Below are 19,517 nucleotides of genomic sequence, written 5' to 3'. Positions count from 1 at the left end.
TCTAGGAAACTAGGATCGTTTTTTTTCGTTTAACCAATCTTTTTGTATTTCCCTCTGGCACCAGATTAAGAGAATGGTATAATCATAATCAATGAGACAAAGGAGGAAGCAAGATGGAGAAAAAAGAAGAACAGCTTTTAATAGACCTAACGACTGCACGTGGGGTTCCTGGGAATGAGGAGGAAGTGCGTGAAGTCTTTAAAGAATATGCCAAAGACTTTGCTGAAGATATCTTTTTTGATGGTTTAGGAAGTGTCATTGCCAAACATGTTGGTGATGGCGGCGGTCCGAAAATTTTTATTTCGGGACATATGGATGAAGTCGGCTTTATGGTAACGAAAATTACGGAAAAAGGCTTTATCGAATTTCAAACCCTTGGTGGCTGGTGGGGGCAAGTGATGCTGGCACAGCAAGTGGAGATCAAAACCAATGATGGCAAATTGATCCACGGTGTCGTCGGCTCAAAACCACCCCATGTGTTGAGTCCAGAGACTCGAAACAAACCTTACGATATCAAAGATATGTTCATCGATATCGGCGCGTCAAGCGAAGAGGAAGCCAAAGGCTGGGGCATCCGTCCTGGAGACATGATCACCCCCTATATCCAATACAAACGGATGAACGACAGCAAATTTTTGCTAGCCAAAGCATGGGACAATCGAATCGGTACGGCGGTATCACTACGGGTATTAGAAACCTTGGCAGCCGAAGGACATCCAAACTGCTTGTTTGCCGGCAGTGACGTGATGGAAGAAGTTGGACTACGAGGTGCGCGAACAAGCACTCACTTAGTGAATCCTGATATCGCTATCGCCCTAGATACTGGTACCGCTGGGGACACACCTGGAATGACACCAAAAGAAGCGGATTCTGTGTTAGGCAAAGGCCCACAAGTCTTGATTTTCGATGCTTCCATGATTCCTCACAAGAAATTATTGGATTTTGTGATCGATGTCGCCGAAGAGATGGAAATTCCTTTCCAATATACCGTGATCACTGGTGGGGGAACCGATGCTGGTCAAATGCATTTGACTCGTGATGGGGTTCCTTCGATCGCTATTACTGTGCCAGTTCGTTACCTGCATTCTCATACTTCTGTCATTCATGAGGATGACTACTTCAATACAGTCAAGCTTGTAACGGAAGTGGTTCGCCGCTTAGACGATAAGACCGTTAAAGCATTGCGCAGTTATTAAGGTGAGTCTATGAGATCAAATACAATGATTCGAGAGACGGCTAAAAACTCCTTGCGCGGATTCTGGGGAACGTTCGTCTTAAGTATTTTAGCAACGGTTGCGGTACAAGCGGTGGTCAGCTCGCTTTTTAGTAGTATTGGGACTTCTTTTGGTGCAAACAATGCAGAGAGCTGGATCGATCTGATCTTGGACAATTTTGTCTTCTTTGCTTTTTCAGTAGCATTGAGTATTATGGCACTCTATCTGGTTCGTGGCAGAGGAATCCAGGTGGCGGATATTTTTCTCGTCTTTGATAAGCGTCTGTATGTACCGTTTTTGCTATTAAACTTAGTGAGCGCGCTTTTAAATTATCTTTTGAGTTTTGCGATTTTCTTGCCGCAGTTTGTCTTATCAGGACTCAATCAGTATTTGGACTTGGTATTAAATTTTAATCGGGGAATCTCTGTTGATGTGGCTATGTTTAATGGTTCGGTCGCTTTTGTGATTGGGACCTTTCTCTCCATCATTTTGTTCTTCTTTTTGTCACAAGTCGTTACTGGTGTGATCCAATTAGCAATCTATCTGCGCTATGATCAACCGGAATTAGGGGTTCTTCAGTCTATCAAAGTAGCCTTTGCTCTCTTACGGCCGCATCTGGGGCAATACATTTGGCTGCAGTTATCACTGATTGGTTGGTTTATTCTGGGTTTCTTGGCGCTTTTGATCGGGATGTTGTGGGCAAACGCCTATGCGTATGCGGTCAACGCAGCATTCTATGAAGAATTGATCAATGAACAACGAGCGCTGATCAGATAAGCAAAAAAAGACGACGTACCATTGGAATGGTTCCTTAAGGATAGAGTAGAACACTCATTCAAGGGATTCATCAATAGACGTCGTTTTTTTCTCATTTTCTTGATCCTTTTTAGCAAAAAAAATGGTCGGATTTTAGTCAAATCAGCTGAGATGTGATAGCATAAAAGAAGTAGAAAATCAGCTGGAGCCAAAGAGGAGGAAACACATGTGAAAATAACTGTCTTAGGTTGTTTAGGTGCCTATCCGTATAATGGTGAAGGGACTACTGGCTATTTAGTAGAGTCAGATGGCTTTCATTTGCTGCTTGATGCGGGAAGTACCACCTTGGTCCAATTAGAAAAGATCCTTGATCCCTTAGACTTAGATGCAGTGATTTTGACACATTACCATCAAGATCATATTGCGGATCTGGGGGTATTACAATACTATTGGCAATTATATCCCGAAAACGAAGAACGGCAGGTTTTGCCGATCTACGGTCATGGGGAGGACAGGGTTCATTTTGAAAGTCTGACGATGCCGGGAGTGACCCAAGGATTTGATTACCTTCAGTCTGAGTCGTTGGAATTGGGCCCGTTCACGATTACCTTTATGAAAACGATCCATCCAGTCACTTGCTATGCCATGCGATTTGTTGAGAAAAGTACGGGCAAGGTCTTTGTTTTTACTGGAGACTCTGGCTATTTAGAATCTTTCGTTCCGTTTGCTGAAGGGGCTGACTTATTCTTGGCAGATACCTATCTTTTTGCAGGAAATGAGCGGCACAAGGCTCATTTTACTTCAAAAGAAGCAGGGGAGATCGCCCATGCAGCGCAGGTGAAAAAATTAATGTTGACGCATTTGCCGCAACACGGTGACTTAGAACAGTTACGAGAAGAGGCTGCACTAGCTGCCAATGGAATCCCTGTTGAGTTGGCGGCTGTTCAAAAAATAGTAGAAATCATCTAATTAGGAGGAACGAATAGTATGCTTTTTGTACCGAATGAACTGAACGACCCACGCATCAATTTAGCCATCGAGATTTTTCTTCTTCAAGAAATGAAAGTGGATGAACCAATCTTACTTTTTTACATTAATGAACCATCGATTATCATTGGACGCAATCAAAATACGATCGAAGAGATCAATAAGGAATATGTGGATGAACATGGGATTCATGTCGTTCGTCGTTTCAGCGGCGGCGGTGCAGTCTATCATGATTTCGGAAACTTGAATTTCAGCTTTATTATGCCTGACGATGGCAATTCTTTCAGAGATTTTGAAAAACTGACCAAACCAATCGTCCAAGCCTTGCATGAGATGGGGGTTGAAGGGGCGCAACTAAAAGGGCGCAACGACCTTGTGATCAACGACATGAAGTTTTCTGGGAATGCGATGTACGCAACGAATGGTCGGATGTTTGCTCATGGGACGATCATGTTTGACAGTGACATCAATGAAGTGGTCAACGCCTTGAAAGTCCGCAAAGACAAAATCGAATCAAAAGGCATCAAATCGATCCGCTCAAGAGTGACCAACATCAAACCATTCTTGCCAAAAGAGAAGCAAGACATGACGACTGAAGAGTTCCGTCAAGAAATCTTATTGAAGATTTTTGGTGTCGATTCCGTGGAAGAAGTCAAAACCTATGAACTGACTGAAGAGGATTGGGTCAAGATCAATGAGATTTCCGATAAGTATTATCGCAACTGGGATTGGAATTACGGTAAATCTCCAGCTTTTGATATTGAACGCCGTCATCGCTTCCCAATCGGCTCCATCGAAGTTCGTTTGAATGTGGCAGAAGGAAAAATCACGGATGCCAAAATCTTTGGCGACTTTTTCGGACTAGGGGACATTGCAGATGTCGAACAAGCCCTGATCGGAACTCGTTATGCCAAGGAAGATTTGGCACAAGTCATCGCCAACATTGATGTTAAAAAATATTTTGGCAACATCACGCCTGAAGATTTTCTTTCATTGATTTATTAATCAAAAAACGAAGCAGCCTTTTCAATCTGGCTGCTTCGTTTTTTCTATTAGTATGCGCGGGCGATCCAAACGGTATGCTTGGCAGGTTTGCCACTGACGATATCGACTGTTTTTTCCATTGGTGCTTCAAACGGAATGTTTCGGGTAGTAAAGCCGGTTTCTTCTTTGATTTTCGCTTCCGTTTCTTCCGAGCCGTCCCAACCGATCAAAACAAAGCCAGTCACTTTGTCTTCTTGTTTGCACGTTTCGATATGGGCTTTTAGTTCATCCAATGTATCGATGTTGGTGTACTCATTATCTTTGTTACGTTCCTTCGCAGCTGCCAATAAGCGTGGGGTCATTGCTTGCAGTTCTTGATCAACGAAGGCTTCCAAGTCCTCAAGGGCGACTGTTTGCTTGTCAGCCAAGTCGCGGACTTTGACCATCACTTTGCCAGCTTCTAAATCTCTTGGGCCACATTCGATTCGCAAGCAAGCGCCTTTTAGTTCCCATTCATTGAACTTATAGCCAGGTGAGTTATCAGAATCATCCAATCGAACACGAATGCCCTTGGCTTTAAAGTTGGCATACAGTTCTTCTAATTTTTCTAAGATGGCTGGATTCTTTTTCCATGGACCGACTGGTAACAACACAACTTGGGTTGGTGCAATGGTTGGTGGGAAAACTAACCCATTTTCATCGCCATGGGTCATGATCAAGGCCCCCAACAAGCGGGTAGAGACACCCCAAGAGGTTGTGTGGGCATGGACATGCTTGTTTTCTTTCGTTAAATACGTAATATCAAATGCTTCAGCAAATTTTGTCCCCATGTAGTGGCTGGTTCCTGCTTGGACTGCTTTGCCGTCTTTCATCATCGCTTCGATCGAATAAGTATCAACTGCTCCAGCAAAACGCTCAGAAGGGGTTTTTTGTCCGCGATAAACAGGGATCGCTAGGAATTCTTCGCAAAGGCGGGCATATTCATCCAAGATTTTCATGGTGCGTTGACGTGCATCTTCTTCGTTTTCATGAGCGGTATGGCCTTCTTGCCATAAAAACTCTGAGGTACGCAAGAAAGGCAATGTTTTCTTTTCCCAACGAAAGACGTTTGCCCATTGATTGATTTCATAAGGCAGGTCACGGTAGGAGTTGATCCAATCAGAAAAGGCAGAGCCAATCATGGTTTCTGAGGTTGGACGCAAGGCCAAAGGTTCTTCCAATTTTTCATTGCCGACTTCTGTGACCCATGGCAATTCAGGCGCAAAACCTTCAATATGATCGGCTTCTTTCATAAAGAAATTTTGCGGAATCAGCATTGGGAAGTACGCATTGCGAATGCCCTCTTTTTTCAAGAATCGATTGAACTCTTCTTGGATATGCTCCCAAAGTTCGAAGCCGTCAGGACGGAAAATAATGGAGCCTTTCACTGGGGAGTAAGCCATCAATTCGGCTTTTTGGATCGTTTGGATATACCATTCTGTAAAATCATTTTTTTGTGTCATTCTTTTTCCTCCTTAAAAAAATAAAAAAGCATCTCGTCCTAAAAAAGGACGAAATGCTTGGATTTCGCGGTACCACCTTTGTTGATTATCTATCGGGATAATCCAACTCATAAAGGATAAGGCCTTTCCACCGACCGTTTTGCGGTCATTGCCATTGGGTAGGTTCATTTTATCAGTGGGTGTCGATTTTTCAGCTGCCATCGACTCTCTAAGACCATCATAAAACTACTATTCCAATGCTTGTTGCTGTTCTTTATCATGCTAAAGCGAAAAAGCGAAAAAAGCAAGAGTTTTTTCGCTTTTTCTTAAAATCGCTCCTTTAAAACTAATGTAACAAGACGGTCAGTCGAAAGACAGCGGATCTATTTTCGCCCTAAGTGTCAAATGCAAGAGGTGAAGCCCGTCAGTTTCTTCAATCCGGATACTTCCTTGGTAGGCTAAACAAAGTTGTTCTAGCATTTGCATGTCAGCCTGCATCGCCTGTCGTTTGGTTTCATTGTTCTGTAGTTTTTCTGCTTCTTCATTTGAGAGAAGCGGCATTTGGCAGTCGATATACAATTGGCCATTCGTGTCATTCACCCTCAACGCGAGTCTTCGCTTTTGAGGATCAGTGACCGCACAAGTGTATCGGATGGCGTACTCTAGGCAATGAGCAATCAAGGATAGACGATCATTTTCCGCCAATTGTTCCAGTGGTTCTATGATGCCATCACAGGCAAAGGTGATCCTTTTTTGAGCAGCTGTGTGTTTATAATTAGCAAGCAGCATCGTCGTGAGTGAATCTTTTTCAACGGAAGGACTCGTTAACTGCTGCTTGATCTGTTCTTCAATCTCACTAAGGCCTTCATAGGCCGCTGCCAACTGCTGATCTTCTAACATATCCTTGACCGTATGGGTTCTTTGTTTGATGGTCCGTAAAACTTGCTGCCATTTTAGCGTTTGTTCAGGGCTGATCGCTTGTTGGTTCTCATATAAACGCACTTTGATGTCTGCCGTATCGATCTGCTTATTTTTACCCTCGCTGGCAAAAAAGAGTTCAAGGAAGCCGTAGCAAGTAAAAATGATAATTAATAAGAAAAAGATGATCGAACGCCAATTGATATCAGATTGTGGCAAAACTAAAATATCCTGAATATACAAGAAACAATGACCAATAGCCGCAATCACGATCCAAGGCGCACAAATGACATAAAAAGGATTTTTTTTCAATGCTTCATAGATTGCTGCAAAAGAAGTAACGAAGGTACTGGTAATATTCAACAAGAACATATAATTCATGATGACGGGCAAACTTTGTGCTTGGAAAAGTGCGAAAAGTATCGCTAACAGACCGAATGAATAGTGGAAGTATAACCATTTCTGGTAGTACTTGCGAATAAAATGCATATTCGTGCAGTAAAAGCCGATCAAAAACATTGGTGTAATAATAGAAAGAATATTTAACATTACAGAGTTGACGATTGGGGGAAACAGTAGTCCACCAAGCATATCGCTGAAGCCCGCTTCCAAGCCTGCTGTTAAGGCAAAGCCGCTGAATAAGAGAGAAGATATTTTCAGCCTTCGTTGATTGATAAAAGAAACTAAGACATAAAATAAATTGATGATACAAATAAAACCAGTAAATAAAAGAATGTAAATATTTAAAATTGACAGACTGAAGACATAGCCGATCAGTGCATTTGCAGGGCCAAAAAAGACTTCTGCTGGGAAGCCAGAATAGGTGTCAAAAGGACTAGTCACGTATATTTTCAAGGTTTTACCAACATAATCCTCAGGCAAGGTGATAAAAGACAATGTTTTGCCTGGATGATTGAGAGTCAGTGGATCATTGGGCTCATCGTTGGTGTAAATTTCTTGATCATCGAGATAGACAGTCATGTGTTGATGATCGCCAATTAGTAACATTGTAGGGTATTTATAATCGTTGGTCATTTTTCGCTTCATCACAAAACGATCATTGGCTTTTACACTAGGTAAATGTTTCACATAACGGCTAATAAAAGTAGATTCGGGATTGTCCTCAGCATAGAAAATCCAGTCTTCCTTTTTCTCCACTGCATGGATATCAGAAGTTGGGAATAAAAAAAGAACGAGAAAAAAGACAATACTTCCCAGTAAAAATAGGACCAGAAGGATGAAGGGAATCCAACGCTTTAAAAAAAACTTGTTATTTAAAAAAGGCATACTTTTTCTCCTCTGTTTTTTAATCGCCTTTAGCATAATATAAATAATTAAATAAAGTCAAATAATAATCGAGTAATCTTCGTATAAAAATTCAATGAAACGTTTTTAAATATTTGAAAAAAATAGAGTTATGTTATAGAATCATAAAAGAAACTGAGGTTTAGAAGGAGAATAGAAAATGAAGCTTTTTCCAAAACAAAGTATCATGCTCTCACTTTTTGTACTGATGTTCATGCTGCTGTCTGTACTAATTGTGGTGATCCCACATGCGTTTGGTTTCACAATGGCTATTGTTGCTAGTGATGCAATGGAACCGACATATTCTGAAGGGACACTCCTTTTTGTAAAAAAAGCTTCTGAAGATAATTTAGTGGTTGGCAACGAAGTAACGTATTATGTTGATCAAGGTAGACAGATGCGGACGCGGCGAATCGTTGCGGTTGGGGAAAATCAATCGGTGCTCTACACCATTGGCGACAATCAAAATCAGATGGAACCAAACGAAATTCAAAAAAGTCAATTGATTGGCCAGCCGATATTTTATATTCCCAAAGTAGGGGCCTGGTTGAACCAAACGACGATCCAGCTGTTTAAAAACATGTATCTTCTTTTCGCCTTGTATATATTAGCAACGACGATGTTTGTTACGTTTTACCAAATCAAATCTGGTTCAGTAAAAAAGACGATCACTTCTTAATAAATCAATGAAAAAAGACAAAGAAACCCTTACGTTTCTTTGTCTTTTTGTCTCTTTCCCCTTTATAGGATGAGTGTTCCGCCAAGTCCCACCATCAAACATAAGGATAAAAACAGCGTATCCATAAAAGTGATTCGAAATGTCTTGGCATAAGTTCGCTTTCCTTCACCGTCGAAACCTCTTGAAAGCATTGCCGTCGCCAAAAGTTCGGACCAGCGAATGGATTTGACGAGTAAAGGAATCAACATTTTGAAAGAAAACGAATTGACTGAGATTCCTCTGGAACGCATGCTATTGCGGATGTTTTGATACTCTGCTGGAATGATCGGAGCAATTTGAAACGCAGCGAGCAGACCGTACGCAAAAACGGCAGGTAGATGCAGCTGTTGCTGCAGCGAATAAATCAATTCATTGATCGTGGTCGTCACACTGAAGGAACTGCCCAGAATACCGAAGCAGTAGATACGGCTCGCCATGTCAAACCCATAGTGAATAGCTGCCGTTGAGGAGGGGTCGCCTTGATGGTCTTGATAGTAAAGGAGACCAGTGAAAAAGACCCCTACAGCTGCCAATGTCAATGCAGAAAAGAGCAAAAGACTTTTTTTCAAGGAGCGCTCTTTTACAGTAATAACGAAGAATAGGACAGAGAGCAATAAATTCAATCTGAAATTATTTTGAAAAGAAACCACTAAGGCGAGTCCTAAAATGGCGAATAACTTGACTGTGGGATTGAGTGTACGCATCTGCGACCTCCTTTTGATAGCAATTGAAATCAATGATTTGCGAGCAAAACTGTTGCAACAATAAGACATCGTGACTAACGATCAAAACTAACGTGCCAGTGGTTGCTTTAGCAGCTAATAGCTCCATGATCTGCCAAGCTTGTGTGACATCTTGACCATATGTCGGCTCGTCTACTAGCAGTAGGTCGACCGGGCGCTGCAGTAAGGAGGCAACAGCCAAGCGCCGTTGCTGTCCTTGACTCAGTAGAAAAGGCGACTGGGCACTCTTGTTTTGCAGACGCAATTTTTCGAGTAGTTTGTCGCTCTCGGTCGGGGCGCTTCCTTGGCTAAGCTCTTGCGCAACGGTAGCTGCCAAAAATTGGTCTTGCGGATTTTGCATGATCCAACTGATGGAGCGAAAAGGTGACGGATACTTCTTGATTGGTTTACCTGCCAAAAGAATATCCCCTTTATAGGCCTGCTGCTGTAAAATAGCTTTTAAAAACGAAGACTTGCCGCTGCCGCTACGTCCAGTGATTCCAATCAGTGAGCCCTTATCAAAGGCAAGATCTGGGAAAATAATTTCATGGTTTCGGATGGGTAATCGGAAATTTTGAAATGAAAGCCGTTTTTCGTTAGAAGTCGATTTAATGTTCACAAGCGGCAGCGACTTGCGTAGGTGCTGATCAAGTTGGCGGAGCGCTGCTTGATTGATCGTTCTGAATTCCTCTTCAATCAGCAGCCACTCATCGACCCAGTTAGCGGTCTCTTTGATTTGATGATCGATCAATAAAATACCAAGAGCATTTTTGTGTTGGATTTGCTGCAGTTTTCGTATGATTTTTTGACTTGTGTCCGAATCCAAATTGGCAAAGGGTTCGTCCAAAAGCAAGTAACGACTTTTTAATATCAGACAACAAGCCAATGCGGTTAGCTGTTTTTCACCACCAGACAAGGTCGTGAAAGGTTGATCAGCAAGGTGGGTAATCTCGCAAAATGCCAAAGCTTCAGCCACTTTGTTTGGCATGTCTTTTTGGGAAATACATTGATTCTCTAAACAGAAAAGCAACTCTTCTCGCGGTGTTGCCATGCAAAATTGCATATCAGGATTTTGAAACAATAAGCTGACGGACGTGCTTCTTTCCCGGATGGAAAGCTGGTTCATCGTTTGGCCGTCAATCGTATACGTCCCTCCATCAAACCCCTTCTCATTTAGTCCCGCTAAGAGATGGAAAAGGGTGCTTTTTCCTGTTCCTGAAGCACCATAAATCCCTTTTGTTTCACCAGGGGCCAAAGACAGAGTCAATTCAAGTCGCTTTTGATCCACCAAAAAACTGCCGTTTTTTACCGACAGGCTCATGCGGTTTTCCGTTTGACGATGACCGTTTGATCTTCAGCAATGGGGTAACTGTTGAGGACCCCCATCCGTGTCAAGTGGTCACAGACGATCTTCACTAAAAAGGCTGAAAAGAATAACGAAGAAAGCAAGCGAATAAGAAAGATCGCCAACAGCAACTGCCATTGTAGGTTAATGAAATTTGACCGAATGATTCCCCAAAGAAAACTCGTGATCGTGGCGCCCACGGCTCCAGTAACTAAAGGGAACCACCCGTAGCGTCGGTAGCGGCCTAATGCAAAGCCGGCTTCTGTTCCGATCCCCTGTACAAAACCGCTAATAAAAATGATAGGTCCATAAAAATTTCCCATAAACACTTCTAAAAGAGCCGCAATCATTTCAGTGATCGTAGCTGCTCCCGGCTTACGTAGCACATATCCGGCAAAAGCTGCCGCCATGAACCAAACACCAAAGATAAACTCATTGGCTAAGACAGATAATCCAAAGGGCGTTAGAAGCGTACCTAACAACAATCCGAAATGGACAGCCCCAAGATAGATCACGCCAAAAATCAACGAAGCAATTCCTACCATGATGACATCTTTCAAAGCCCACTTAGTCATGTGGCATCGCCTCCTTTTTTGAAGGGCTATTGACCGAAACAGTCGCTTCCAGAACATAGTGGGGGAGATGGTCATGGGCATAGGCTAATGCGGCTTCAAAATACGCAAAGAGTTGGCTTGCTGATCCGGTCAGCATCGTCACATAGTGAGCGGAACGAGGGCTCAAGCCATGAGTCTCTGCCAGCTGGACGATCGTGGCGATTTCTTCCATATAATGATTTTCGCCAAATACGTAAAACGAATATTTGCAATCAACCAAAAAGTCACCATTCGCAAGGTTCTTTCCTTTATTGGGTTGCGCCTGTTCGCCATTCAAGAATGTGTCACCCGCAGTGTCTCCGGGACAGCCTTTGGAAAAAGTAAACTCACCCACGAGGTGTGTCTTTGATTCGTAGGCGTTGATAAATAGCGCCTCTGCTGCGTCTATGACACTAGGCGCTTCCCCTCGAAAAAGGGTACTGAACAGATCGGTCTGCTGCCAAACAGCGCTCGTATTCGTTTTTTCGATACTTGTTAAAATTTGTTGCGCGAAATGGTCTTTCATTGGGTACAAGCTAACTCGGCACCCCGTGATATCGATCCCATCTGCCGCACAGGCGATTGGTTCATTTGTCATTTTTCTCTTCTCCTCTCGATGGTTTTTCTGTCTACAAAAAAAGCGTTCCTCCTTTTTCTATCCACACGTAGACAGAAAAAATGGGAACGCGAAAAATCATGCGCTGCCACTTCCCTACGTTGGTACTAACCAAATCAGGTTCTAAGGGACCAGACATACGTCTATCTCAGCATAAAGCGCCCCTAGTGGATAATCTTGTATTCAATTACCCCTCGAGTGTAGCACAGGAGGCGACAAAGGACAATAGATAGCGATTTTCGTCATTTGCCGATTGTTGCCGAATCAACCGATCCATTCAGTAAGTTAATAATGATATCAGCAGTGGTACATATGAAAGTTTTTACATATAAAAAAACATCTTGAAAAGCTGTTGACAAGGAGTAAATAGTTGTGTAAAGTAGAAAACCGATGGTAAAACGTAAACGTTACGTTTTGTTTTTGTAAATCGTAATTGATTTATCAGTGTTTTGCCGAGGAAAAGGAAATATGGAAAAATAAAAAGGAGTGTATTTTGAAAATGAAGAAGTTTTTTAAAATAACGATGTTATCAACAGTAGCCCTAGCTTTGGCGGCCTGTGGACAAGGAGGCTCTGATGCAACTGAACAATCAGGCAACGCTGCTTCTGATAATGAACAAATCCAGGTCATGGCTACGTTTTATCCGATGTATGATTTTGCTCGTCAAGTTGTAGGGGATGAAGGGGAGGTTGAATTATTGATGCCCGCAGGCACTGATTCCCACGATTATGAACCTTCTGCAAAAGATATGGCAAAGATCCAAGATGCGGATGTTTTCGTCTACAACAATGAGAACATGGAAATGTGGGTTCCTTCGATTGAAGCCACGTTAAATGACGGGGATGTGACAGTGGTTAAAGCCACAGAAGGAATGGTCCTGTTGCCCGGTGACGATGACCACGACCACGATCACGATCATGACCACGGCGATGATGGTCATTCTCATGAATTAGATCCCCATGTCTGGTTAGCCCCAAGCTTAGCCATGAAACAAGTAGAGGCGATCCGTGACCAGCTGAGTGAGGCTTATCCAGCGAAAGCGACAGCCTTTGCTGAAAATGCTGCAAATTATTTAGCACAGTTACAAGATCTTCATGAATCGTATGAAGAAGCATTTAGCAATCCGGCGCAAAATCATTTTGTAACGCAGCACGCCGCTTTTGGTTATTTAGCTTTAGAATACGGATTGACCCAAGTTCCGATCTCCGGTCTTTCACCAAGTGAAGAGCCTTCCGCTTCACGGATCGCAGAACTAAAAGAGTTCGTTCAAGAAACAGGCATTCAGACGATCTATTTTGAAGAAAATGCCAAAGACAGCATTGCCCGGACGTTAGCGTCAGAAGCAGGAGTCGAACTGGCTGTTTTGAATCCATTAGAAGGCTTGACCCAAGAGCAGATGGATAACGGGGAAGACTACATTTCAATTATGGAGCAAAACCGCGATGCCTTGAGAAAAACCACCGATGTAGCAAATGACAAAGAAATGGCTGAAGCCGAAAAAGAAAAAACAGTTTATAACGGCTACTTTGAGGATGCCGATGTACAAGACCGTCCTTTATCTGACTGGGCAGGAGACTGGCAATCCGTTTACCCATTTTTACAAGACGGAACATTGGATCAAGTGTTTGATTATAAAGCAAAAATGGACAAGAAAATGACGGCTGACGAATACAAAGAGTATTATACGACAGGGTATCAAACGGATGTTGCTCAGATCAAGATCACAGACAATACAATGACATTTATTTTTGATGATGGTACAGAGAAAGAAGCTAAGTATGTGTATACTGGCAAAGAGGTTTTGAACTACTCTGCTGGTAATCGTGGCGTACGCTTCTTATTTGAAAGCACCGATGAAGATGCGGCGTTCAAATATATCCAATTTAGCGACCATATGATCGCACCAGGTGCTTCACATCATTTCCATATCTACTTTGGCAACGAGAGTCATGAAGCGTTACTAGAGGAAATGGAGCATTGGCCGACCTATTACCCAACGGGGATGAGCGGATTAGAAATTGCACAGGAAATGCTCTCCCATTAAAAAAAAGATTGACAATCCTCGCTCTTTTCGTCAAAGTAAACTTGATAGGAAGGAGCGAGATTTTTTTGGAAAAAACATTGAAGAAATTAGCGAAAGTGATTGACCGGATGATGGATCACGTTGATTTGTATGGCGGACCCAGTGTGGTTAGTGACGACGATCTTGAGCATTACTTAGATCCTGTTTTTTACTTGATCTTTTGCGCGGAAACAGATGGCGGCATGACCAAACTAAAAGACAAAGTCTTTGTTGAATGGGTATATACTGAAATGCTGCCTCAAGAAGTACCGTACAGTCTAAATTTTCTTCCGTTTGCCAAAACAGCCATTGAAGACTTTTATTACTGCATGTATAAAGAAAAGCATATTACCAAATCGCAATACCTAGAAATTGCCTTTGTATTGGCTGAAAAACAACCTATCTTTTTCGCTCGGATGTCCAAACCACAGTTTTGGTCAGCTGAAAAGAAAGAAGCGATGTTAGCAATGATTAAAGACACCGATCCCGAAGAACATGATCTATTGCCCGTTGATGACCCACGGATTGCTGCAATCTCGCCAAAAATCGTCCCATTTCCAACAAAACATACGGCCTTTGATGACGCAGCAGATACGCCGGTCGCCTATCAGGTCCGTATTGATTTAGAAGGATACCGTCCGCCAATTTGGCGTCGTTTGATTATTCCTGCAGGGCTGACCTATGAACAGCTACATATTTTGATCCAGATTGCCTTTGAGTGGATGAATCAACATTTGTATTTGTTTATTGCCGGCTCGAAATCGATCGGCTTAGGCAATTCCGTTCCAACGGATGCGTCCGCTATTGACCAAGATTTTCAGTATTGTAAGTCCATGACCTATATTTATGATATGGGGGCAGATTGGACACATAAGATCAAGATTGAAAAAGTGTTGACAGCAGAGGATCATCCGAATCCGGTCGTCCCGGTTTGTATCAAAGCTGTGGGCGATGTCCCGATCGAAGATGCCTTTGATGATGATATCCGTGAACCACTGGATCGTGAGATCATCAATGAAGTTTTACTCGATTATTGGGAAACAGGAGAATATGTTTAACTAGTAGTTAGGAAATTGTCCGTAATTTTACAAGAATCAAACAGCACAACCACCAGGCCGTAACGGTTCTGGTGGTTTTTTAGTGGTTTCCTATCAAAGGCGCTTTTTGATATACTCTGTCATCGGTTTGGTGTAGGACGAGAAGTCTGTTGGTTGCGCATGTACCTCATTGATCCGATTTGCTAGAAGATAACCGATGTAAGGTCCCGTCGTTAAACCGGAAGAACCTAGCCCGCTGGCGGCGAACAAATTCGTTTCATCAGGCACTTCCCCAAAGAAAGGCGCAAAATCAGAGGTATAAGCGCGTGTGCCGACTCGCATAGTCATTGGGGCAGCAAAGAGTGCTTCGGGGTCTTCAAGAAAAGCACCGATTCCTGTCATCAATTGCTGTTGAGCTGCTTCAGTAGGTGTCAAATCCCAACCAGCATCATTTTCATGAGTAGCGCCTAATAAAATTTGACCATTAGAGAAGGGAATCAAGTCGCCTTCGCCTTCTAGCATGGCGACCGGCCAACTGTTTGTCGGCAGGTTGGTGGCAAAAGAGAGCAACTGGCCTTTTTGCGGACGGATATCAACCTGATACCCTAAAGGTGATAACAAGTCTAGTAATCCCGGTCCAGCTGTCAGGCAAAGAATCTCGGTCTCAAGAAAGTGATCCTTGGTTTTGATTTGCCAATGGTGGCCGTTTCTGACGATCTCAGCTTTTTCTTCAATAAAAGTCACTTGCTGCTGCTGAGCGTTTGCTTTTAAGTGGGCAAGATAAGCCTGACCATCTAAGCGGCCACCGCCTGTGATTCGTAAAGAGGGCATTTCTTTTAGTAATGGCAATACCTCTTTGGTTTGTGAGCCCGTCAGTAAGTCGATTTCGCCGATTCCTGGTGCCGCCTTACGTCGATTTTCAGCTAATTCTGCCAGTTCTTGAAGCGCGTTTTCTGGTCGCACTACCAAAGTGCCACATGGGGCATAGATGGATTCATCTAAAGCAAAATCCCGTACCAATTTCGGGAAGAAAGCGGCTCCCTCTTGTGCTAACTGGTACCATTTTTTATTGCGGCGTTTGGATAGCCAAGGGGAAATGATGCCAGCGCTGGCAGATGTTGCTTGACCGATGAGGGAATCAATGACAGTCACGTCAAATTTGGTTTTATCAAGATAATTGGCGAGGGTCAAACCGATGATCCCACCGCCGATAATCATAACTTTTTTCATAGTAGAAGACTCCTTTGTTTGATTTCATTGAAAAGCGAATAAAAAGCGAAAGTTCTCTTAATGCCGTTTTCTTTGCGTACTTAATTGCGTATAATAAGGAAATGGAAAAGAGGGTATTATGCAAACTATTCAAACAGTCTTAAAAGAACATTTTGGCTATTCACAGTTTCGTGAAGGTCAAGAAACGATTATTCAATCTATTTTAACACAACAAAATGTTTTGGGAATCATGCCCACAGGTGGAGGGAAATCCATTTGTTATCAATTGCCAGCGCTCTTGCTGGATGGAGTGACCTTGGTCATCTCCCCTTTGATTTCATTAATGAAAGACCAAGTAGATAGCCTCGTTGATATGGGGATCCCAGCAGCGTATATCAATTCTTCCTTGACAGGAGCACAGATCAATCAACGCTTGCAAGAAGCACGCCAAGGGCGAATCAAACTGCTGTATGTTTCGCCAGAACGCTTAGACTCAGAATCTTTCCGCTACTCATTGCGGAAGATGCCGATCGCTTTATTGGCCGTTGATGAAGCCCACTGTATTTCCCAATGGGGACATGATTTTCGCCCGAGCTATCTGCGACTCGCCGAAACGATCGAAAACTGGGAGCAGAAGCCAACGATCGTTGCCCTTACCGCGACAGCTACACCCAAAGTTGCCGAAGACATCGAAAACTTACTTTCAATTCCGGCAGAAAATCAAGTCAAAACCGGGTTTGCTCGGGAAAATTTGGCTTTTCAAGTCGTCAAGGATCAAAAAGATACCTACATCACAACGTATTTGAAAATGAACCAAGGACAATCAGGTATCATTTACGCCAGTACCCGCAAGGAAGTGGAACGGATCTATCACCTGTTGAAACATGAACGCGTGTCCGTCGGGTATTACCATGGCGGACTTTCAGAAGAAGAGCGCTCATTTTTCCAAGAAGAATTTCTTTATGACCGCCTGCAAGTGATGGTAGCGACCAATGCATTCGGGATGGGAATCAACAAAAGCAATGTCCGTTTCGTGATCCATGCCCAGATACCTGGAAATTTGGAGTCTTATTATCAGGAAGCCGGGCGTGCCGGACGAGACGGCGAACCCAGTGATGCGATCTTACTTTATGCTCCACAAGACATGCAGATTCAGCAATTTTTTATCGATCAATCCGAATCAGATATTCTTTATCGCCAAAACGAATACTTGAAATTGCGGGAGATGAGCCAATACGGACATACCCAACTGTGCTTACAGCGCTATATTTTGCGTTATTTTGGAGAAGATGGACCCGATTGCGGTCGTTGCAGCAATTGCCTTGATGAAAGAGAACAAGTGGATATCACAGTGGATACACAAAAAGTGTTGTCATGTGTGAAACGAATGGGCGAACGCTTCGGGAAAGCCTTGGTGGGGAAAGTGCTAACGGGCTCTGGCGACCAAAAAGTCAAACAGTGGGGCTTTGAAAAGTTACCAACTTATGGATTAATGAAAGATTGGTCCCAAAAGGAAGTCAATCAGCTGATCGATTATTTAACAGCATCAGGGTATCTTTTGCCGTCTGAAGGGCAATACCCTTTGTTAAGTGTGACCAATGTGGGGATTGATGTGTTGCTTGGAAAAGCAAAAGTTTATAGAAAACAAACCAAAGTCAAACAGTTAGTGGTTGATGATGAACTGTTCGATCAACTGCGCACCTTACGATTGAATCTCGCACAAGAACAAAATTTGCCGCCGTATGTCGTTTTTTCTGATAAAACACTGCGAGAATTGGCGGAAGTTCAGCCAAAAACGCCGATCGATTTTTTACAGATCAAAGGGGTTGGCCAAAACAAATTGGATAAGTATGGCGATGCCTTTTTAGCATTGCTTTCTGAATACGAAAAGACGGAAAGTGATTAAAAAAGACCATTTTCTCTACGATAAGACAAAAAACAGCAGGAAGGGACGAAAAATCAGTGATTACGATTCGACCGGCAATAGCTGCAGATCAAGCGTTTTGGTTTTCTTTGGATACTCACTTACCAAAGGAAGTCTTCGCCAAAAAGATAATGGAAAAAACTGCTTATGTGATAGTTGCAGACGAACAGCCAGTAGGGTTACTGCGCTACAATTTTTTCTGGGACACGATTCCTTTTTGTACCATGTTAGTGATCGCAGAAGCGCATCAAGGCAAGGGACTTGGGAAACGGTTGGTTACTTATTGGGAACAACAGCAAAAAGCAGCCGGCCATGCTCTTTGTTTGACTTCCACGCAAGTCGACGAGCAGGCACAGCATTTCTATCGCAACCTTGGTTACCAAGATGCCGGTGGGTTACTTTTGACAAGTCCTGGATTTGAACAGCCGATGGAATTATTTCTTATCAAACAGTTGTGATGTTTTTGCTAGCTTGTGGTACATTGATAGGAGAATGAGAAAATAGGAGCGTTTACTATGTCTTTTTTTGGAAAAATCGATTTCAATGAGTTATCAGAGACCGATCGTGCGATTTATCATTATATGTCGAGCCAAAGTGATAAGATTCCCTATATGCGGGTCCGTGAGATCGCGCTTGAATCCCACACCTCATCTTCTTCTGTTATGCGCTTTATCCGTAAATTAGGGTATGAGAGCTTTACAGAATTTCGTACCCAGTTCAAAGCACCTGAGTTAGATGCTGTCAGTTTTTTTAGCAGTATGACCGTTTTGGATCCGGAACGCTTCCCGCGAGACATCGAAGGAAAAATCCGGCGAATCGCTGAACGAATGCTGGAATGTGAGAATATTATTTTTTATGGCATCGGTGCGTCAGGTTCAATGTGTGAATATGCTGCCCGCCGTTTTGCCACGATCGGATTTAACAGTTATGCTTTGGTGGATAATACCTATCCAATCTTTGCGAAGCTGAAGCATACGTCAGACAATATGATCGTGGTCCTTTCAATCACCGGAACGACCACCGAGATCATTGAAGTGGTCAATGGCTTTCGTAATAATCCTGACTTCACCACTGTAGCAATCACCAGTGACGCCAACAGCACACTGGGGCGAATGTCCGATTATGTCTTAGACTATTCAGTTGATGTGAAACGCATCAACAAGTATGAAGATTTGACGACGCAAATTCCTTGCCTTTTCTTAGTCGAAGCGTTGTCGGAGACGGTTCGTCAGTTTTCTTTGTCCGCAGGGGAATAAGCTACATTTTTCCTTAAATAAATGAAAAAAACAAACAGGTTTAATGGATCAAGAGACTTTTCTTTTGATGACTTTTGGACCTGTTTGTTTTTTTGCATTTTAGCAAGCTAATTACGGTTCAGTCTTGTTGATAGAAAATGAGAGGGACGCCTGACATGAAGCGTCGATTCAAGGTGTCGAGGATTAAAGGAATAACGTAATCTAAGATCATTGAGCTTTTTGTTGTATAAAAGGGAGATGGCAAGTTTCTAAAATAGTTGCAACAATAACATATGAATGAAACGTATGTTTTTTTTAACTTCATGCAGGATATTCATCGATCGAGGAATATCGTGAATTTTATTCTAAGTAGAACATCGATATAATTAGTATGACATGTTTGAAAACCAT

At 42.8% G+C, this 19,517-nt stretch carries 17 protein-coding genes, 1 riboswitch and 1 other annotated feature; of the genes, 10 read left to right on the top strand and 7 right to left on the bottom strand.

Annotated elements, in window-relative coordinates:
* The first annotated feature begins 113 nt into the window (after window positions 1-113).
* The 4 genes from IGI88_RS00085 (at window position 114) to IGI88_RS00070 (ending at window position 3,962) form a co-directional block, all read left to right on the top strand.
* The gene (locus tag IGI88_RS00085; protein ID WP_005236602.1) at window positions 114-1,196 is read left to right on the top strand and encodes a M42 family metallopeptidase; all 1,083 of its coding nucleotides are present in this window, start codon (window positions 114-116) and stop codon (window positions 1,194-1,196) included.
* 9 nt (window positions 1,197-1,205) lie between these two features.
* The gene (locus IGI88_RS00080; RefSeq protein WP_242693811.1) at window positions 1,206-1,991 is read left to right on the top strand and encodes a DUF975 family protein; all 786 of its coding nucleotides are present in this window, start codon (window positions 1,206-1,208) and stop codon (window positions 1,989-1,991) included.
* A gap of 207 nt (window positions 1,992-2,198) precedes the next feature.
* Entirely contained in the window at window positions 2,199-2,939 is a 741-nt protein-coding gene (locus tag IGI88_RS00075) for an MBL fold metallo-hydrolase (RefSeq protein WP_429960074.1), read from the top strand.
* Between the two features lie 18 nt (window positions 2,940-2,957).
* Window positions 2,958-3,962, top strand: coding sequence for a lipoate--protein ligase (locus IGI88_RS00070; protein ID WP_005236575.1), 1,005 nt, complete (start codon window positions 2,958-2,960; stop codon window positions 3,960-3,962).
* A 47-nt stretch (window positions 3,963-4,009) separates the two neighbouring features.
* Here IGI88_RS00070 and proS read toward each other — a convergent pair whose 3' ends face one another.
* Window positions 4,010-5,443: a proline--tRNA ligase gene (proS, locus tag IGI88_RS00065; protein WP_005236573.1), complete on the bottom strand. Its 1,434-nt coding sequence runs from the start codon at window positions 5,441-5,443 to the stop codon at window positions 4,010-4,012.
* 41 nt (window positions 5,444-5,484) lie between these two features.
* Window positions 5,485-5,689, bottom strand: a binding site (T-box leader).
* Between the two features lie 96 nt (window positions 5,690-5,785).
* Complete coding sequence (locus tag IGI88_RS00060) at window positions 5,786-7,627, bottom strand: hypothetical protein (protein WP_429960073.1); 1,842 nt, start codon at window positions 7,625-7,627, stop codon at window positions 5,786-5,788.
* Between the two features lie 178 nt (window positions 7,628-7,805).
* On the opposite strand from IGI88_RS00060, the gene IGI88_RS00055 reads away from it, so the two are divergent.
* On the top strand, window positions 7,806-8,324 hold the full coding sequence (locus IGI88_RS00055; RefSeq protein WP_016613282.1) for a signal peptidase I: 519 nt from the start codon (window positions 7,806-7,808) through the stop codon (window positions 8,322-8,324).
* Window positions 8,325-8,386: 62 nt separating this feature from the next.
* Here the strand turns inward: IGI88_RS00055 and IGI88_RS00050 are convergent, their stop codons facing one another.
* The 4 genes from IGI88_RS00050 to IGI88_RS00035 are packed head-to-tail and all read right to left on the bottom strand — an operon-like array spanning window position 8,387 to window position 11,621.
* On the bottom strand, window positions 8,387-9,067 hold the full coding sequence (locus IGI88_RS00050) for an energy-coupling factor transporter transmembrane component T family protein (protein ID WP_052533188.1): 681 nt from the start codon (window positions 9,065-9,067) through the stop codon (window positions 8,387-8,389).
* Window positions 8,994-10,406, bottom strand: coding sequence for an ABC transporter ATP-binding protein (locus tag IGI88_RS00045; RefSeq protein WP_429960072.1), 1,413 nt, complete (start codon window positions 10,404-10,406; stop codon window positions 8,994-8,996). Before IGI88_RS00045 ends, IGI88_RS00050 begins: the two co-directional genes overlap by 74 nt.
* Entirely contained in the window at window positions 10,403-11,005 is a 603-nt protein-coding gene (locus tag IGI88_RS00040; protein WP_005236560.1) for an ECF transporter S component, read from the bottom strand. The genes IGI88_RS00045 and IGI88_RS00040 overlap by 4 nt, the downstream gene beginning before the upstream one ends.
* Window positions 10,998-11,621: a YkoF family thiamine/hydroxymethylpyrimidine-binding protein gene (locus IGI88_RS00035; RefSeq protein ID WP_005236559.1), complete on the bottom strand. Its 624-nt coding sequence runs from the start codon at window positions 11,619-11,621 to the stop codon at window positions 10,998-11,000. The genes IGI88_RS00040 and IGI88_RS00035 overlap by 8 nt, the downstream gene beginning before the upstream one ends.
* A 94-nt stretch (window positions 11,622-11,715) precedes the next feature.
* A riboswitch (TPP riboswitch) is annotated at window positions 11,716-11,815 on the bottom strand.
* A 323-nt stretch (window positions 11,816-12,138) separates the two neighbouring features.
* Here IGI88_RS00035 and IGI88_RS00030 point away from each other — a divergent pair.
* Together IGI88_RS00030 and IGI88_RS00025 are read left to right on the top strand one after the other, a co-directional pair.
* Window positions 12,139-13,683, top strand: a complete 1,545-nt coding sequence (locus IGI88_RS00030) for a zinc ABC transporter substrate-binding protein AdcA (RefSeq protein WP_008381566.1) — start codon at window positions 12,139-12,141, stop codon at window positions 13,681-13,683.
* A gap of 65 nt (window positions 13,684-13,748) precedes the next feature.
* On the top strand, window positions 13,749-14,759 hold the full coding sequence (locus IGI88_RS00025) for a plasmid pRiA4b ORF-3 family protein (protein WP_008381564.1): 1,011 nt from the start codon (window positions 13,749-13,751) through the stop codon (window positions 14,757-14,759).
* Between the two features lie 93 nt (window positions 14,760-14,852).
* Here the strand turns inward: IGI88_RS00025 and IGI88_RS00020 are convergent, their stop codons facing one another.
* Window positions 14,853-15,968 carry an NAD(P)/FAD-dependent oxidoreductase gene (locus IGI88_RS00020; protein WP_429960071.1) on the bottom strand — a complete coding sequence of 372 codons (1,116 nt, stop codon included), beginning with the start codon at window positions 15,966-15,968 and terminating at the stop codon, window positions 14,853-14,855.
* Between the two features lie 118 nt (window positions 15,969-16,086).
* Between IGI88_RS00020 and recQ the strand changes: the two genes are divergently transcribed.
* From recQ to IGI88_RS00005, 3 genes are read left to right on the top strand one after another with little or no spacing between them, the layout of a single operon-like run.
* Window positions 16,087-17,853 carry a DNA helicase RecQ gene (recQ, locus tag IGI88_RS00015; protein WP_429960070.1) on the top strand — a complete coding sequence of 589 codons (1,767 nt, stop codon included), beginning with the start codon at window positions 16,087-16,089 and terminating at the stop codon, window positions 17,851-17,853.
* A gap of 56 nt (window positions 17,854-17,909) precedes the next feature.
* On the top strand, window positions 17,910-18,329 hold the full coding sequence (locus tag IGI88_RS00010; protein ID WP_005236549.1) for a GNAT family N-acetyltransferase: 420 nt from the start codon (window positions 17,910-17,912) through the stop codon (window positions 18,327-18,329).
* Between the two features lie 57 nt (window positions 18,330-18,386).
* Complete coding sequence (locus tag IGI88_RS00005; RefSeq protein WP_429960069.1) at window positions 18,387-19,127, top strand: MurR/RpiR family transcriptional regulator; 741 nt, start codon at window positions 18,387-18,389, stop codon at window positions 19,125-19,127.
* Window positions 19,128-19,517 lie beyond the last annotated feature (390 nt).

The sequence above is a fragment of the Enterococcus sp. AZ179 genome (assembly GCF_050498885.1).
In the GTDB taxonomy this organism is placed as follows: Bacteria; Bacillota; Bacilli; order Lactobacillales; family Enterococcaceae; genus Enterococcus_D; species Enterococcus_D entomosocium.
This window is presented reverse-complemented; position numbering and strand designations above follow the sequence as displayed.

Excerpts from the sequence above, each read along its gene's own strand:
- IGI88_RS00060 (WP_429960073.1), bottom strand. The coding sequence starts at position 7,627 with ATGCCTTTTTTAAATAACAAGTTTTTTTTAAAGCGTTGGATTCCCTTC.
- IGI88_RS00050 (WP_052533188.1), bottom strand. The coding sequence starts at position 9,067 with ATGCGTACACTCAATCCCACAGTCAAGTTATTCGCCATTTTAGGACTC.
- IGI88_RS00085 (WP_005236602.1), top strand. The coding sequence starts at position 114 with ATGGAGAAAAAAGAAGAACAGCTTTTAATAGACCTAACGACTGCACGT.
- IGI88_RS00030 (WP_008381566.1), top strand. The coding sequence starts at position 12,139 with ATGAAGAAGTTTTTTAAAATAACGATGTTATCAACAGTAGCCCTAGCT.
- IGI88_RS00080 (WP_242693811.1), top strand. The coding sequence starts at position 1,206 with ATGAGATCAAATACAATGATTCGAGAGACGGCTAAAAACTCCTTGCGC.
- IGI88_RS00035 (WP_005236559.1), bottom strand. The coding sequence starts at position 11,621 with ATGACAAATGAACCAATCGCCTGTGCGGCAGATGGGATCGATATCACG.
- IGI88_RS00045 (WP_429960072.1), bottom strand. The coding sequence starts at position 10,406 with ATGAGCCTGTCGGTAAAAAACGGCAGTTTTTTGGTGGATCAAAAGCGA.
- IGI88_RS00055 (WP_016613282.1), top strand. The coding sequence starts at position 7,806 with ATGAAGCTTTTTCCAAAACAAAGTATCATGCTCTCACTTTTTGTACTG.
- IGI88_RS00020 (WP_429960071.1), bottom strand. The coding sequence starts at position 15,968 with ATGAAAAAAGTTATGATTATCGGCGGTGGGATCATCGGTTTGACCCTC.
- proS (WP_005236573.1), bottom strand. The coding sequence starts at position 5,443 with ATGACACAAAAAAATGATTTTACAGAATGGTATATCCAAACGATCCAA.
- IGI88_RS00070 (WP_005236575.1), top strand. The coding sequence starts at position 2,958 with ATGCTTTTTGTACCGAATGAACTGAACGACCCACGCATCAATTTAGCC.
- recQ (WP_429960070.1), top strand. The coding sequence starts at position 16,087 with ATGCAAACTATTCAAACAGTCTTAAAAGAACATTTTGGCTATTCACAG.
- IGI88_RS00040 (WP_005236560.1), bottom strand. The coding sequence starts at position 11,005 with ATGACTAAGTGGGCTTTGAAAGATGTCATCATGGTAGGAATTGCTTCG.
- IGI88_RS00005 (WP_429960069.1), top strand. The coding sequence starts at position 18,387 with ATGTCTTTTTTTGGAAAAATCGATTTCAATGAGTTATCAGAGACCGAT.